Origin of the sequence: Paraburkholderia edwinii (genome assembly GCF_019428685.1) — a bacterium.
GTDB lineage: Bacteria > Pseudomonadota > Gammaproteobacteria > Burkholderiales > Burkholderiaceae > Paraburkholderia > Paraburkholderia edwinii.
Genome location: NZ_CP080096.1, coordinates 3,046,051 through 3,061,849 on the forward strand (window position 1 = coordinate 3,046,051; position 15,799 = coordinate 3,061,849).

Here is a 15,799-nt window from a genome sequence, read left to right on the forward strand (position 1 = left end):
AACACGCGTTGACGACTCGAACGATAGGATCTAGAATTTTGCCTAACAAACGTTCGGTAGTAAAGCACGTTATCGTTGGTCAGGCATCGGCTTTCGCCAGCAACTGTTAAACATCGGAGTTCGACCATGAAGTCAGAGATCTTGTATCAGGACGCGACAGGACTGGCTGAACTAATCCGCACACGGAAGATCTCACCCGTCGAGGTCGTTCAGGCGCATCTTGATCGAATCGAGGCCGTCAATCCAAAAGTCAACGCCATTGTCACGGTTGCAGAGGATGCGTTGAGAGCCGCGAAGGCAGCAGAGACCGCGGTGCTGCAAGGTCATGAACTTGGGCCGCTGCACGGCGTGCCCTTTACCGTGAAGGACTCCATCGACACCGCGGGCGTGCCGACCCAACGCGGCTCGCTGATTTTCAAGGGCCGCGTACCCGACATCGACGCGACCAGCGTCGCCCGCATGAAGAAGGCCGGTGGCATTCTGCTGGCAAAAACAAATCTTCCTGAGTTTTCCTACTCATTCGAAACCGTCAACCTTCTCAGTGGCCGTTCGAACAATCCGTGGGACCTCGAGCGCACGCCCGGTGGTTCGAGCGGCGGGGAATCGGCGGCCATCGCGGCAGGTATGTCGCCGATCGGACTCGGCACTGATCTCGGAAACTCATTACGCGGACCCGCCGCGCAGACCGGAATTGTGTCGCTGAAGGCGACGCACGGGCGCGTGCCGATGACGGGAATCTGGCCGCGCGCGCCGCGCCGCTTCTGGCATGTCGGCCCCATGGCTCGCAGTATTCGTGACCTTGCACTCGCATTTTCGCAGTTGTGCGGTCCTGACGGCCAGGACGCTTTCGCGACCAGCACCGTCCAGTTCGATGCGGGAACGGGTTATTCGCTCCTTAAGCCTCATAGGCAGCTGCGCGTGGGCTGGATGGTGGAACCCGGCTTCGGCCCGGTCGATCCGGAAGTTGTTGCCACTGTTGAAGCGGCCGTGGAAGCGCTGAAGAACGTGGGATGCCTTGTTGAGCCGGTACGTATACCCGCGCTCGCGCGAGACTTCGCGAATGACGTGTTCAACCGTCTGCACGTTATGGAAATGAAACGGGAATTTGCGGAAGCCACTGCCGGACACCACCCTGACGGGTTGTACAAGACGACAACGAAAATGCTCGCGCGGCCCGATGTATCCATGAAGGACTATATTGACGCGGAGCTAGCCGCCGAGCGTCTGCGCGACGGATATGCCGAATTCTTCACGAGGTACGATGCGTTAATTACTCACGTATTGCCGATTCCGGCTCACAAGCATGGCATCGATGCACTCACCATCAACGGTCAGACCCTGGACGTCTCTTACATCCGGGGTGCGGCTGTCCCGCTTAACGTCACGGGCTTGCCCGGCATCTCCATGCGGTTTGGGACGAGCAAGGAAGGACTACCGATCAGCGTTCAGATCGTTAGCAGCTGGCAAGCGGAGTCCACTATCCTTCACCTGGCAACCATGCTCGAATCGGTCAGCCCGGTTCGTGGCCTGCGCCCTGACATTTGAGCAACAGGCGGCCGGTTGAGCAGGGCGCTGCGCACCGCTTCAGGCCGGCCTGACCGGAATCGGTAACGGAGATTCTACAAATCAGTCATCGGTGTATCCTGCTCAAGCAGATACTAAGTATATTTAATGAAATCTATTTGCCGCTTTGAGATCCCGGCATTTCGGATCACGGCAGTGAAATTCCACTTGAATATGTGCATATGCATTAGTAGACTGTCAATCCATCGAATGTGTTGCCCTACGGCTGCGGAACAGAACGCGCAAAGCGGTATCGGGGCTTAATCTCAGAGACAACTGGAAAAGCGCATCGCTTTCTTTTAGTTGCAAGAATGTGCATATACACCAATTGACATCATGAGCGCCTCTACCGATGCACCACTGCCGAATCCCATGGACCTGCCAACGAGTACGAAGCTCTTCGCATTCGGCATTATGTGTCTGGGCTTCTTCATGGCAACGCTCGATATCCAGATCGTCGCGTCATCGCTACGCGACATTGGAGGTGGGCTCTCTGCCAGCCAGGACGAGCTGTCATGGGTGCAGACGTCTTACCTAATTGCGGAAATTATCGTCATTCCGATGTCGGGCTGGCTGACGCGAGTTTTCTCCACGCGCTGGGTATTCACATTTTCCGCATTCGGTTTTACGGTCACCAGCATGCTTTGCGGACTCGCATGGGACATCGATTCGATGATCCTGTTTCGCGGTCTGCAAGGCGCGCTTGGCGCCGCGATGATACCCACCGTCTATACAACCGTATTTGTGATCTTCCCGCCGAAGCAACGACTCGCCGCATCAACGACAATCGGTGCGCTCTCGACGCTTGCCCCAACGATCGGTCCGGTTATCGGGGGCTGGGTGACGTCCGAGTGGTCATGGCACTGGCTGTTCTATCTGAACGTTGTACCGGGCATTGCCGTGACCTTGTTTGTGCCCCGGTACGTGAACTTTGATCGAGCGAATTTTTCCCTCCTCAAGAAAGGGGACTATTTAGGCGTATTACTGATGTCCGGGTGTTTGGGCTGCCTTGAGTATGTGCTTGAAGAAGGGCCGCGCAAGAACTGGCTCGGCGACGACGCCATTCTCACGTATGCGTGGATCTGCGCCATATGTGGTTTTCTGTTTCTCGTGCATGCATTCACCGCAAGAGAACCGATTGTCGACCTGAGAGCGCTGGCTGTGCGCAACTTCGGAATCTGCAGCCTTTTGTCGTTCATCATCGGTATCGGCATTTTCTGCACGGTTTATTTGACACCTGTGTTTCTCACACGCGTGCGAGGCTTCGATTCGCTTCAAACGGGCGTTGCATTACTGTCCGTTGGATGTTTCCAGCTGCTCGGCATGGTGGTCTATAGCCGGCTTGCAAAATTCATCAGCATGCGTTTCCTGATGATGATAGGTCTCGCGATGTTCGGTATCGGCTGTTACCTTTATGTACCGTTGACCAACGACTGGGGCTGGCAGCAACTGCTGCTTCCTCAGGCGCTACGCGGATTCGGCCAGCAGTTTGCCATTCCGCCCATTGTCATTCTGGCATTGGGATCCCTGCCGCCCGAGCGGCTCAGAGCGGCGAGCGGGCTTTTCAACCTCATGCGTAATCTAGGCGGTGCGATCGGCATTGCGGTCGTAAGCACGATGTTGAACGATCGCCTGAACTTCCATTATGAAGTTCTCGCGGAGCACGTCAGTGTCGGCCGACCGGTAGTGGGGGCGTTTTTTCAACAGCAGGCCGCACGGCTCTCGCATGTAGCCGGAGACACGCTCAATGCCGCCAATGCCAGTATGAGCATGCTGCAATCCCTTGTGATGCGCGAGGCACTCACGCTGACATTCGCCGACACGTTCCTTGCCGTCGCGCTGTGCTTCGGCGTGGGTCTCATTTGCGCGTTCTTTACACGAGTTATCACGAATGCGGCTCCTCCGCCCGATGCGCATTGAGCGCTACTCACCCGTTGGGCGGAGCCGCCTGACTCGTTCAATCATTACTTCTTTGCAGAGATTTATTCTCGAGGCTCGCATTCTTGGCAGACCCTAATGTGTTGTCTTTGGCAATCTCAAGAAGCTGGGAGCGGAATTCATCGCCTGTTTTTCATCGAGCTGTCAAACGATGCCGGGAGCGAAGGCCGGTCTCGCGGTAGGAGAACGGCCTTCTCTTTCCTACTCGGGCAACAGTCCGGCCGACCGGTAACTGTCGATCAACGCATCGAAGAGCTTGATATCGGAACGGCCTCGCGCCATCAGTTGCGCGCCCGAAACTGCAGCGAATATGGCGCGCGCGCGCTTTTTGGCGTCCCTGGAGCCAACGATTCCGGCCGCCACAAGATTTTTTCCAAGCCATGCTACGTTGACGTCGGCAAAAGCCTGGATTTCGATCTTCACGACGTCGGGCAGATCGTCGTATTCGGCGGTCATAAAGCTGGCCAGACACATGCGGTTGTCGTTTTCGAGCGACGCACGAAAGGTCCCCGGGAACTTACGCAAGCAATCGGCCGCATCGGGGGTCTTTGCAGACAGCACTTCAAGCGCCGCCGCCGCATCTTCCCAGTAACGCTTCGCGACAGCCGCGGCGAGATCGGCCTTGCTCGGGAAATGGTGGTACAGGCTCGCAGCCTTGATACCCACTTCCTGAGCCAAGGTACGAAGGTTCAAACCACCGTAGCCGTGCGCCTGCGCAATTCTCGTTGCGGCAAGCAGGATCTTGTCACTGGAACTTGTGCTTTCCTGATTCGCCACGAATTTCCCCTCGATGAAAATGAACCGCCTCGCATTCGGAGTGGCGGCTTGACTTATGAATCTGCCCTCGGAACAGCGGTGCTGCCGGGTTGCCGAGCGTAGTTTGCCTCAGTTTCCGCCGTTCGGGATACCGCCCGACAATTCCGTCAGCTCACGCTAAGCGTCGCGCTTGCCGCTGCCGCCATCCATGTGGTCCGTTCGAAAGATGTTGACGAAAGGAAGTATAGCGCCTAATCTTCGCCCTAACAAACGTTAGGCAGTCTAAAAACCTGACCTTGTTGGCTACTTTTCCGACACTTTGAGAGTTTCTAATGAGCACTGAACTTATCTCCCAGGACGCAACCCGCCTCGCTGAACTGATTCGAAACAAGGAAGTTTCGCCGGTAGAGGTTGTGCAAGCGCATCTGAATCGTATCGATGCAGTCGACTCCAAAATCAACGCCATCGTCACGGTCGCCGACGACGCGCTCGAAGCGGCGAGGGTCGCGGAAGCAGCGGTGATGGCAGGCGAAGAACTTGGGCCGCTACATGGCGTTCCTTTCACGGCGAAAGATTCCATCGACACCGCCGGCGTGCTGACGCAACGTGCCTCGCCTATCTTCAAGGGCCGCGTTCCCGACACCGACGCAACGAGCATCGTTCGCATGAAAAAGGCGGGCGGCATTCTGCTGGCGAAAACCAACCATCCTGAGTTTTCGTTCTGGATCGAAACCGATAACCTGCTTTCGGGACGCACGCGCAACCCGTGGAATCTCGATCGCACGCCGGGTGGATCGAGCGGCGGCGAATCGGCGGCCGTCGCAGCGCTGATGTCGCCACTCGGGCTCGCCACCGACGTCGCGATTTCGGTGCGCGGGCCGGCAGCGCTGACCGGCGTGGTCGGACTGAAAGCGACTCACGGGCGGATTCCGATGACGGGTATCTGGCCGCGCGTGCCGCGCCGCTTCTGGCACATTGGCCCGATCGCGCGCAGCGTTCGCGACATCGCACTCGCCTATTCGCTGCTGGCCGGTCCTGACGGCGCAGATGGTTTTTCGACGGCGCCGCTGAGTCTCGATGCCGGCGTGGTATCCAAACCGGGCCGGCCGATTCGGGTTGGCGTGCTGATCGATGCTTTCGCTCCCGTGGACCTTGACGTCGCCGCTACGGTGCTGGCCTCGGCCGAAGCGCTGAAGGGCCTGCGCATCACCGTGGAGCCGGTGCGCATTCCGGTGCTGGAGCAGATCAACGCGCTCGAGTTGCTCTGGAAACTTCAGGTCATGGAAACCAAGCCCGCTTTCAAGAAGGTGACGGCCGGGCACGAAGACAAGATCTTCAAGCACGTTCAGGGCGTCTATGACACGCCGGACACGTCGATCGCCGATTTCGTCGACGCGGAGCAGAAGGCGGAACAACTGCGCGACGGCTTTGCCGAGTACTTCCAGCGCTACGACGCATTGCTTACCCCGGTGACCACGGTGCCGGCACACGCGCACGACGCCGCTGAATTCAACATCAACGGCCAGTCGGTGTCTTCGCTGCACGTCATGACCGCTACTGCGCCGCTCAATGTGACCGGGCTTCCGGGCCTGTCGCTGCGGTTCGGTACGAGCCGTGAAGGGCTGCCGGTCGGCGTGCAACTCGTCGCGCCGTGGCTGGCGGAGTCGACGATCCTGCACCTCGCTTCGCTGCTCGAAGCCGTGAGCCCGGTGCGTGGTCTTTATCCGGACCTGTCGAACATCTGAGTCGAGCCATCGATCTCCCGGCCCACGGATGCCATGCAACCTGGGCCGGGCCGCTCACGAGCGACACCCCGATTACGCCACGTACCTGCCCACAGTCATTTCAGACATGTCGAATCCAATCAGCACCCAGCGCCGCCGCCTGTTGAGCAGCAGCACGGCGCTCGCCGCTCTAACCTTGCTGGACCGTGCCGGAACCGTCCATGCGAGCGCGGCATATCAGACCACGTCCCCGCCGCGGACGGCGTCATCCGCTTCGTTCGGTCCGATTCGTCAGGTCGAGGCCGGCGGGTTGAGTATCGGCTATGCCGAGGAAGGTCCGGCGAACGGGCCAGTCGTCATCCTGCTGCATGGCTGGCCCCACGATATTCACAGTTTCATCGACGTGGCCCCGCTCCTGGCGGCCGCGGGCTACCGCGTCATCGTGCCGTACCTTAGGGGTTACGGCTCGACACGCATCCTTTCGCCAAGCGCGCCACGCAACGGCCAGCAATCGATCTTCGCGGTAGACGTGATTGCCCTGATGGATGCGTTGAAGATCGACAAGGCGGTGTTGGCGGGTTTCGACTGGGGCGGACGGGCGGCCAATATCATCGCTGCAATCTGGCCTGAACGTTGTCGCGCCCTCGTCTCGGCGAGTGGTTACCTTATCAGCAGCCAGGAAGCCAATCGCAAGCCTGCGCCGCCGCAGGTCGAACTGCAGGCGTGGTTCCAGTATTACTTCGCCACTGAGCGCGGCGCGGCCGGATACGCGGAGCAGCGCGACGAATTCAACAAGCTGATCTGGCAGCGCGCGTCGCCGCGATTCAGGTTCGATGACGCCACATACCTGCGCACCGCTCAATCGTTCGACAATCCGGACCATGTCGCCATCGTCATTCATAACTACCGCTGGCGGTTGGGACTCGCACAGGGCGAGCGGCAATACGACGACCTCGAGAAGCGGCTGGCGCAGGCGCCGAAGATTTCCGTGCCCACGATCACGCTGGAAGGCGACGCAAACGGCGCACCGCATCAGCCGCCCGCCGCCTATGCCGGACAGTACATCGGCAAATATCAGCACCGTGACATCAGCGGCGGCATCGGACATAACTTGCCACAGGAAACGCCCAGTGCATTTGCGCAAGCCGTACTACAGGTTGTCACGCTATAAACGCAGCGAGCGCTGCGCGCTGGTCCGGCGGTATGAAGGTGCTCGCAGGAAACTTAGTTGTCTTTATTCACTAACTGTCGTCCGCTGACGGCCTTTTTCACAGGTACTACCATGTCAAAGCAAGCACCGCGCCGCGCGTTGATTGTCATCGACGTCCAGAATGAGTACGTCACGGGTAACTTCCGCATCGAATATCCGCCTGTCGAATCCTCGTTGCCGAATATCGGCAAAGCGATTGACGCCGCCAACGCACATGGCGTTCCGGTCGTGCTCGTGCAACACGTCTTGCCGGCTGACGCACCGATATTCGCAGAGGGTAGCGATGGCGCGAAACTGCATCCTGTCGTTGCGGACCGCCCTCACGACCATGTCGTGACCAAAGTTTTGCCAAGCACATTTTCCAGCGCCGGCTTCGACGACTGGCTAAAGGAACACGAGATCGATACGTTGACCGTTATCGGCTACATGACGCAGAACTGCAATGACGCCACGATACGCGAAGCGATGCACAAGGGCTACGCCGTCGAGTTCTTGCCGGATGCGGCCGGTTCGCTGTCGTACAAGAACAAGGCGGGCTACGCGAGCGCCGAGGAGATGCATCGCATCATTAGCGTCATTATGGAGTCGACCTATGCGGCGACGATGTCTACCGAAGAGTGGGTGGAAAATCTGAGTAACCCGACCCACGTTGCGTGCGACAACATCTACTACTCGAATCTCCGTGCACACGGAAAGATGTGAGATTGACGCGGAGCGCGGCTTCATGGGCGAGCCAGTGTAGGAAGTGTCGACGTCGACATGCCTTGAACGACGGGACGTCCCTCGCATGATGGCTCCGACGCGAAAAAAAGAAACGACAGGTCGAAAAGACATCGAGAGGATGCCTTGCGATCTGAACATTGAACGGTAGAGCAAACGTTTTTCTCCATATTTACCCCTACTTCCCGAACCTGGCGAATCGCCTCTCGCGGTCCACAGAGCCAATGCCGGTACGGCTTCGGCGCAATCGGCACATGCAATTCACCGTGCGCCGCAGCAAATTCCTCCGCCTTGACACACCGTCGCCGCGCTCATTAAATAAAGCCAATTGATTTAGTCGCGGGACACAGCCCCGACCTCAGCAAGTCACAAGCGACAAGCGGCGCCAACATTCGAGAGGCTTCTCACGGCCCTCCGCGCCCGATCCACAGAGAATTCGAATCGACTGCAGTCCATAACGTCGTTGTCAATCACTTGGAGGAGCGTATTCATGAACCAGAAATCGAGCGTGCCGAGCGCCGCTAAGCGGATCGTTGCGGTTTGCGCGGCGGCATCGGCCGTGTTGTGCATCGGCACGAGCCAGGCAGCAGATCAACCCGTGGTCGGCCTCATTACGAAGACCGACACGAACCCGTTCTTCGTGAAGATGCGCCAGGGCGCCGAAGGCGCCGCACAGAAAGACGGCGCGAAGTTGATGACCGCAGCCGGCAAGTTCGACGGCGACAATGCAAGCCAGGTGACCGCGATCGAAAACATGCTGACGGCCGGCGCAAAAGCGATTCTGATCACGCCGAGCGATACGAAGGCGATCGTGCCGAGCATCAGGAAGGCACGTGCAGCCGGCGCAATCGTGATCGCACTCGATACGCCGACCGATCCGCAAGACGCGACCGACGCGCTCTTTGCCACCGATAACTTCAAGGCGGGCGTGCTGATCGGCGAATACGCGAAGGCCGCGCTCGGTGGCAAGCCCGCGAAGATCGCGACACTCGACCTCGCGCCGGGCGTGACGGTCGGCGTGCTGCGGCATAACGGTTTTCTGAAGGGCTTCGGCATCAAGGAAGGCGACCCGTCGATCGTCTGCAGCCAGGACACGCGCGGCGACCAGGCGAAGGGGCAAACGGCGATGGAAAACTGCCTGCAGAAAGCGCCCGACATCAACGTCGTCTATACGATCAACGAACCTGCCGCGGCCGGCGCGTATCGCGCACTGAAGTCCGCGGGCAAAGACAAGGGTGTGATGATCGTATCGATCGACGGCGGCTGCGAAGGCGTACGCAACGTGAAGGCCGGCGCGATCGCCGCGACCTCGCAGCAATATCCTTTGAAGATGGCTCAGCTCGGCGTGGACGCGGGCGTCGAATACGCGAAGACCGGCAAGAAGCCGAGCGGCTATCACGATACCGGCGTCACGCTGATTTCCGACAAGCCGCAATCGGGCGTCGACAGCAAAGACACCGCATTCGGCCTCGAGAACTGCTGGGGCAACAAGTAACAACCCGCATCACCGTATCGACCGGCGCTGCGCGGTAAGCGCGTGTGCGCCGGTGGCATCAACGCATCGAGGAAACACATCATGTCGACGCCCACCCCCGCCGCCCCCGCCCACCATCACCGGCGATTTGCCGACCGCTTGCCGACGCTCGCCGAAGCCGGCCCGCTTATCGCTCTGGTGCTTGCGTGCGCATTCTTTATTTCGCAAAGCGACCGCTTTCTGTCCGCGCAAAACCTTTCGTTGATTCTGCAACAAACGATGGTCGTCGCGGTGATCGCCATCGGCCAGACGCTGATCGTCCTGACCGGCGGCATCGATCTGTCGTGCGGGATGGTGATGGCGTTCGGCTCGATCGTCATGACCAAATTCGCGGTGGTACTCGGCGTACCGCCGATACTGGCAATTCTATGCGGGATCGGCGCGAGTGCATTGTTCGGTCTTCTGAACGGTGCGCTGATCACGCGAATCAAGCTGCCTTCGTTTATCGTCACCCTGGGTACGCTGAACATCGCGTTCGCCCTGACGCAGATCTACTCGAACGCCGAAAGCGTGTCGAACCTGCCCGACGCGATCATGTTCTTCGGCAGCACGTTCAGGCTCGGACCTGCGGAAGTCACGTACGGCACCGTGCTGACGCTGCTGATGTATCTCGCGACATGGTTCGTCCTGCGCGATACCGTGCCCGGCCGTCATCTGTACGCGCTCGGCAACAACGCGGAAGCAGCGCGTTTGATGGGTCTTTCGTCGCAGAAGATTCTGCTCACCGTGTATACGCTGTCCGGCGCGATCTACGGCGTCGCCGCGCTGCTCGCCGTATCGCGTACCGGCGTCGGCGATCCGCAGGCCGGTCAAACCGAAAACCTCGACAGCATTACCGCGGTCGTGCTCGGCGGCACGAGTCTGTTCGGCGGACGCGGTTCGATCGCGGGCACGCTGCTCGGTGCGCTGATTGTCGGGGTGTTTCGTAACGGCTTGACGCTGATCGGTGTGTCGTCCGTCTACCAGGTGCTGATTACCGGCATTCTCGTGATTCTCGCGGTCGCCGCAGACAAACTTTCGCGACGCGGCGTGCGCTAGGCGCTGGGCGCTAAGCGCCAGACCACTGGCGTTTGACGCCTCACGCAGCAGCACAATCATCTTTGGCACCGCATTCAAGCATGGAGCCCGTCATGTCGACGACATCCGTTCCCTCTTCAGCCGCCGCTTCCGCCGCTACGCCCGTGCTCGAAGCACGCGGCCTGATCAAACGCTATGGCCAGGTCACCGCGCTCGACGGCTGCGATTTCGAAGTCCTGCCCGGCGAAATCATGGCCGTGATCGGCGACAACGGCGCCGGAAAATCGTCGTTGATCAAGGCGCTGTCCGGCGCCACCGTCCCCGACGAAGGCGAGATCCGTCTCGACGGCAAGCCCGTTCGATTCCGCAGTCCGCTCGATGCGCGCGAACAGGGTATCGAAACCGTCTACCAGGACCTCGCCGTCGCTCCGGCGATGAGCATCGCCGAAAATCTGTTTCTGGCGCGCGAGCTGCGCAAACCGGGTTGGCGCGGCTCGCTGCTCAAGATGATCGACAAGCGCCGCATGCTCGAAGAAGCGACCGCCCATATGAAAGACCTGCAAATCGGCATCCGTTCGATGCGTCAGGCCGTCGAAACGCTCTCGGGCGGCCAGCGCCAGGGCGTGGCCGTTGCGCGCAGCGCGGCTTTCGCGCGGCACGTCGTGATCCTCGACGAACCGACCGCCGCGCTCGGCGTGAAGGAAGGCAACATGGTGCTCGAACTGATTCGCCGCGTTCGCGATCGCGGGCTGCCGGTCATTCTGATCAGCCACAACATGCCGCACGTGTTCGAGATCGCGGATCGAATCCATATCCAGCGTCTCGGACGGCGCGCGGCGCTCGTGAATCGCAAGGACATCCATATGTCCGAAGCGGTCGCGATCATGACCGGCGCAAAAGAGGCGGACGTGAAGGCGATTGCATGATGCTTGCGACGACCGCCACGCACGCAAACGCAAGCAACCTTTGCGTGCGCATCTAAAGCCCGCTCACGATAACCATGGACACTGGCACCCGCTCGCCGCTCAAACGCACGGTCGGCTCGAACCAGGTCGGCATGCGCCAGTTCAACGAGCGCATCGTGCTACAGGCGATCCGCTTGCACGGACCGCTGCCGAAGGCCGATGTCGGTCGGCTGACGCGCCTGTCGATGCAGACCGTTTCGATGATCATCGACCGGCTGATCGACGACGGCCTGCTCGTCAAGCAGGCGCGCGTGCGCGGCCGCATCGGTCAGCCCTCCGTGCCGATTGCGCTGCGGCCTGAAGGCGCGTACACGATCGGCATCAAGGTCGGGCGGCGCAGCCTCGACGTACTCGCCATGGATTTCGTGGGCAGCGTCTGCTGCCGCGAGGTGCTCGAGTATGCGTACCCGGACCCGCGCACGCTCTTTCCCGCACTGGAAAACAAGCTCGCGCGCGTGAACGATGCGCTAGGAGCAGCGAGAAAACGCAACGTGGTTGGCGTCGGCGTCGCAGCGCCATTATGGTTAGGCGGCTGGCACGAATTTCTCGGCGCACCGCGCGACGCGCTCGATGCATGGCGCGACATCGATATCCGCGCGCGCATCGCGACGATGACCGGCTTGCCGGTCGAGTTCGCCAAGGACACAACCGCGGCCTGCGCAGCCGAACTCGTGATGGGCCAGGGGCGCGGCATCCATCATTTCCTGTATCTGTTCGTCGGTACGTTTATCGGCGGCGGCCTCGTGATCGACGGGCGCCTGCATGGCGGGCCGCACGATAACGCGGGCGCGGTCGGTTCGATTCCGCTTGCCGGCCGTGCACGCGACCCCGCGCGGCAGTTGCTGCACGCGGCATCGGGCTTCGTGCTCGAGCGCCTGTTCACCGAGGCCGGCGCGCCGCCCGCCGCCGCGCACGATCATCGCGCGTTATCCGCGGACCTGTGGCGGCTGACCGAGCAATGGCTCGACACCGCATGCCCCGCCATCGCAAGCGCGCTGACCAACGCGGCGGCGTTGCTCGATCTGGAAGCCGTGGTGATCGACGGCGAGCTGGACCGTCAGTTGTTGCGCGAAATCATTCGGCGTACCGAACGCGTGCTCGACCGCTACGAATGGGAGGGCATCGTGCGCCCGCAATTGCTCGAGGGAACGATCGGCTCCGACGCGCGCGCCATGGGTGGCGCGATTCTGCCGCTCTACGCGCATTTCGCGCCCGTGCACGAACTCTTTCTGAAGCCTGCGGCCGAAGCCGGTCTCTAGCTATTTCGCCGCCGGCTGCCCGCTTGCCGCCGCGACGCGCCTCTCCGCCCGCTGCGACGGCGTATCGAGCAGCGGCTGCAGTGCAGCCCCCATCGACTTCACCAACTGCACCGACAGCGCGCTCGTGAAGTCGAAACGGCCCGCATAGGGTTCATGCACGACGGCCGTCATGGTGCCGAAATACCGGTCGCCGATCTCGAATACAAACGTCGCCGTGCGATTGACCTTGCGCGATTCGATCAAACGCCCGCCCTTTGCATAGACATTGAAGCGCTGATCGCCCGTGCCGGTCTTGCCCGATACGGGCAGCACCTGGCCATTCGGAAACCGAAGGCCGTCCGCCAGCCGGCGCGCGGTGCCGCCCGCGACGACATCGCGCACCAGCGACTGCACGACACGCGCGATATCGGGCGACAGCACCTGATCAGGCTGCGCCTGCGCGCGCGTAAAGCGCGTTTCATACGGCGTGCCCTTCGCAAATTCGAGGTCCGTAATACTGTGTGTCGGCACCTGCTTGCCGCCGTTCGAAATAATGCCGATCAGCTGTGCGAGCGCGGCCGGCCGATCGCCCGACGCGCCGATCGCCGCGCCATACGACGGCGTAAGTTTCGCAAACGGGTAGCCGAGCGCGCGCCACGACTTGCCGATCTCCTCATACGCGCGCTGCTCGACCATGCGCTTGATGCGGCGATTCTGCGTCGCGTGATAACGCGTCTTGAAGAGCCACTTGTAAGCATCGGTGCGCGCGTCGCGGCTCGCTTCCTGCACCTCATTGAGGCTCGCATCGGGATGCGTGCGCAGATAGTTGACGGTCCACAGTTCGAGCGGATGCACGCTCGAAATATAGCCGCGGTCGTTCAGGTTGAACTTGTCGATGCTGTACTTCGTATAGAGATCCGCCAGATCTACATTGCCGAGAATGCCTTCGTCGGGTGTGCCCTTGAGCGCCGCGCGCATCTGCACGTTGAACCATTCCTGCGATGCGTCGGGCGCGACACTACGCAATACCGTTGCGACCTTGGGCGGCGTTTTGCGCACCGTGCGCAGCAACGCGGCGAGCGCGTCGTCGGGCGTCTTGCCGTGATACTTCGTGTAGAAGCGGTTCATATAAACGCGGCTTTCCTGATCCGCGAAGCGCGTCAGATACATCTTGCGCGCGGCCGGGTCGTCGAGCCATTGCGTGCTCGGGCCCGACGTCTGGATCATTTCGTAGTGGACGATATCGCGCATCATCCGCACGAAAACCAGATTCACCGAATGCTGGAAAGCACGATGCACGGTCAGGATGCGGCCGTTGTCGCTCGATTCGAAATTGCTGAATACCTGCCCGCCGCCGCCCGTGAAAAACATCTCGCCGGCGCTCGCCGAATACTTGCGCTCGGTCGCCGCATCGAGCATCGCGGGCAGCGAGTGATCCTTCGTATGCAGCAGATAATCGATCGCCCAGCGCGTCAACCCGTCGGACGGATCGGGCTTGACCGCACGCAGTTCGTCGTCGCTCATCGACGCATAGCGTCCATGCAGTTCTTCGACGATCTGCAGATACGTCACAATCGTGCGCAGTTTCGCCGTCGAACCGAGGTTCAAACGCGCGCCCTGGTTGATATCGAACGGCTGGTCAACGCTATCGGTCTGCACGCGCGTCAGGTTTTGCCCGCCGTGCTTTTCGAACAATGTGAAGCTATACGAAATTTTCGACGGGTCGTCTTGCGGGCGCAGCATGTCCTTGCCGTACAGACCCGCGGCCCGCGCGCCGTCCTTGGTTTGCGCAGCGGCGAGCCGGTCGCTGACCGCCTGTTGCACTTCGTTGTCGAGCGTCGCGGTTGCGGTCAGATCGAGGCGGTCGAGATCGTACAGATTGCTTACGCCCAATGCGGTCATCAGATGCGAACGCAGCGACGTCACCGCCTTGCGCGCAACGAACGACTCCGTCGCCGGCGGCAACGACGCACGATGCAATTCGACCGGCGCCGAGAGCGCCGCGTCGCGTAGCGCAACCGAAATCGCACCGCCGCTCGCGAGCAGCCGCAAATAACTGTCGGTCAACGAGGCGAGATCCTCATTCTTGCGCAACAGGAAATGCGACGGTCCGCGCTGCGCGATCATCAGCGACAGCACCTGGCGGAACGCAAGGCCCTGCTCAGGCAAGTTCTGTTCGGTCTGAGGCGCGGCAAGAATGCGGTTCACCTCGTCGAAATCGCGGCCATACCATGCGGCGAGCCCGTCGCCGATTCCGTTGATTTCGCCGATGCCCGGCTGCGCCGCGAGCGGCACCGAATTCAGATAACGCACGACGATCTGCTGGCGCGCTTCCATCGTGCGCGGTCCGTCCAGATACGCGCGCACCGAAGCCGATGCGATTTGCCGCAGCTTTTCCTGCGGCGTCGCGGTGCGGCCACCCGGCGAATGCCGGAATTTCTCGATCTGCGTCGCGAGCGTGCTGCCGCCCGGCTGCGGCTGGTTATGGTTGAAAAAGCGCAGTCCCTGGTCGGCGAGCGCGCGGCCAAAGCGCGTCCAGTCGATCGCCGGGTTGCGGTTCGGTTGATCTGCGTCAAGCAAATGACGGTCTTCGATAAAAAGCAGCCCGTTGACGATCAGCGGGGGAATCGCGTCGAAGCCGCTGTAGATCCGTTTGGGATAATCGTCGCCGAACAGTTGAATGCCGGTCGAATCGTAAAGGCGCAAGCCGGCCTGGTCTTTCTCTTCGAAGGGGATGAACAGGCCATCGTCGGCAAGCGACAGCATGCGGTCCGAATCGCGCGCCTGGGATGCGACTGCGAAACCGCGTTCGCGCAGCCGCCGTTCGATCGACGGCAACAGCGAGTATCCAAGCCGGATATCGTAAGGGCCGTCCTTCGGAAAACGAATATTGTCGCTTGGGCCCGTCGCAACGGTGAAACCGACTTCGCTGGTGAGCTCCGACAGATACCGCGCCTGTAGCCGCGAGGTATCCATTTCGATCTGCACGACGCGCACGCCGGCCGCGACCGCCACCAGAAACGCTAAAAATATGCCCCACTTCAGCCACTTCCAGGTGGACGTAGTGCCGGAGGTACGCAGCGGCGGAACGCGAAGCAGCGGCCGATTCATGGTGGCGTCTCCTTGCAGATGCC

Annotated in this window: 11 protein-coding genes; 9 read left to right on the top strand and 2 right to left on the bottom strand. The window is 60.8% G+C overall.

The features are described 5' to 3' along the window. Nucleotides 1-126: 126 nt before the first annotated feature. Together KZJ38_RS34935 and KZJ38_RS34940 are read left to right on the top strand one after the other, a co-directional pair. Complete coding sequence (locus tag KZJ38_RS34935) at nucleotides 127-1,545, top strand: amidase (RefSeq protein ID WP_219801571.1); 1,419 nt, start codon at nucleotides 127-129, stop codon at nucleotides 1,543-1,545. A 354-nt stretch (nucleotides 1,546-1,899) separates the two neighbouring features. Next, nucleotides 1,900-3,483: a DHA2 family efflux MFS transporter permease subunit gene (locus tag KZJ38_RS34940; RefSeq protein WP_219801572.1), complete on the top strand. Its 1,584-nt coding sequence runs from the start codon at nucleotides 1,900-1,902 to the stop codon at nucleotides 3,481-3,483. Between the two features lie 219 nt (nucleotides 3,484-3,702). On the opposite strand, the gene KZJ38_RS34945 is transcribed toward KZJ38_RS34940, so the two are convergent. Further along, nucleotides 3,703-4,278: a TetR/AcrR family transcriptional regulator gene (locus tag KZJ38_RS34945; protein WP_219801573.1), complete on the bottom strand. Its 576-nt coding sequence runs from the start codon at nucleotides 4,276-4,278 to the stop codon at nucleotides 3,703-3,705. A gap of 311 nt (nucleotides 4,279-4,589) precedes the next feature. On the opposite strand from KZJ38_RS34945, the gene KZJ38_RS34950 reads away from it, so the two are divergent. The 7 genes from KZJ38_RS34950 (at nucleotide 4,590) to KZJ38_RS34980 (ending at nucleotide 12,686) form a co-directional block, all read left to right on the top strand. Next, a complete protein-coding gene (locus KZJ38_RS34950) occupies nucleotides 4,590-6,002 on the top strand; it encodes an amidase (protein WP_219801574.1) in 1,413 nt (470 codons plus the stop codon). Between the two features lie 106 nt (nucleotides 6,003-6,108). After that, nucleotides 6,109-7,152, top strand: a complete 1,044-nt coding sequence (locus KZJ38_RS34955) for an alpha/beta fold hydrolase (RefSeq protein WP_219801575.1) — start codon at nucleotides 6,109-6,111, stop codon at nucleotides 7,150-7,152. A gap of 111 nt (nucleotides 7,153-7,263) precedes the next feature. After that, the gene (locus tag KZJ38_RS34960) at nucleotides 7,264-7,893 is read left to right on the top strand and encodes a cysteine hydrolase family protein (RefSeq protein ID WP_219801576.1); all 630 of its coding nucleotides are present in this window, start codon (nucleotides 7,264-7,266) and stop codon (nucleotides 7,891-7,893) included. A gap of 508 nt (nucleotides 7,894-8,401) precedes the next feature. Further along, nucleotides 8,402-9,406 carry a sugar ABC transporter substrate-binding protein gene (locus tag KZJ38_RS34965; RefSeq protein ID WP_219801577.1) on the top strand — a complete coding sequence of 335 codons (1,005 nt, stop codon included), beginning with the start codon at nucleotides 8,402-8,404 and terminating at the stop codon, nucleotides 9,404-9,406. Between the two features lie 81 nt (nucleotides 9,407-9,487). Continuing rightward, on the top strand, nucleotides 9,488-10,483 hold the full coding sequence (locus KZJ38_RS34970) for an ABC transporter permease (protein ID WP_219801578.1): 996 nt from the start codon (nucleotides 9,488-9,490) through the stop codon (nucleotides 10,481-10,483). Nucleotides 10,484-10,575: 92 nt separating this feature from the next. Next, nucleotides 10,576-11,388, top strand: coding sequence for an ATP-binding cassette domain-containing protein (locus KZJ38_RS34975; RefSeq protein WP_219801579.1), 813 nt, complete (start codon nucleotides 10,576-10,578; stop codon nucleotides 11,386-11,388). 74 nt (nucleotides 11,389-11,462) lie between these two features. Continuing rightward, nucleotides 11,463-12,686: an ROK family transcriptional regulator gene (locus tag KZJ38_RS34980; RefSeq protein WP_219801580.1), complete on the top strand. Its 1,224-nt coding sequence runs from the start codon at nucleotides 11,463-11,465 to the stop codon at nucleotides 12,684-12,686. Here KZJ38_RS34980 and KZJ38_RS34985 read toward each other — a convergent pair whose 3' ends face one another. Continuing rightward, nucleotides 12,687-15,776 (bottom strand): transglycosylase domain-containing protein, encoded by a 3,090-nt coding sequence (locus KZJ38_RS34985; RefSeq protein WP_219801581.1) that lies wholly within the window; start codon nucleotides 15,774-15,776, stop codon nucleotides 12,687-12,689. Between the last annotated feature and the right edge of the window lie 23 nt (nucleotides 15,777-15,799).

Coding starts and splice junctions, on each gene's coding strand:
- KZJ38_RS34960 (WP_219801576.1), top strand. CDS start 7,264: ATGTCAAAGCAAGCACCGCGCCGCGCGTTGATTGTCATCGACGTCCAG.
- KZJ38_RS34950 (WP_219801574.1), top strand. CDS start 4,590: ATGAGCACTGAACTTATCTCCCAGGACGCAACCCGCCTCGCTGAACTG.
- KZJ38_RS34975 (WP_219801579.1), top strand. CDS start 10,576: ATGTCGACGACATCCGTTCCCTCTTCAGCCGCCGCTTCCGCCGCTACG.
- KZJ38_RS34985 (WP_219801581.1), bottom strand. CDS start 15,776: ATGAATCGGCCGCTGCTTCGCGTTCCGCCGCTGCGTACCTCCGGCACT.
- KZJ38_RS34980 (WP_219801580.1), top strand. CDS start 11,463: ATGGACACTGGCACCCGCTCGCCGCTCAAACGCACGGTCGGCTCGAAC.
- KZJ38_RS34955 (WP_219801575.1), top strand. CDS start 6,109: ATGTCGAATCCAATCAGCACCCAGCGCCGCCGCCTGTTGAGCAGCAGC.
- KZJ38_RS34940 (WP_219801572.1), top strand. CDS start 1,900: ATGAGCGCCTCTACCGATGCACCACTGCCGAATCCCATGGACCTGCCA.
- KZJ38_RS34965 (WP_219801577.1), top strand. CDS start 8,402: ATGAACCAGAAATCGAGCGTGCCGAGCGCCGCTAAGCGGATCGTTGCG.
- KZJ38_RS34970 (WP_219801578.1), top strand. CDS start 9,488: ATGTCGACGCCCACCCCCGCCGCCCCCGCCCACCATCACCGGCGATTT.
- KZJ38_RS34935 (WP_219801571.1), top strand. CDS start 127: ATGAAGTCAGAGATCTTGTATCAGGACGCGACAGGACTGGCTGAACTA.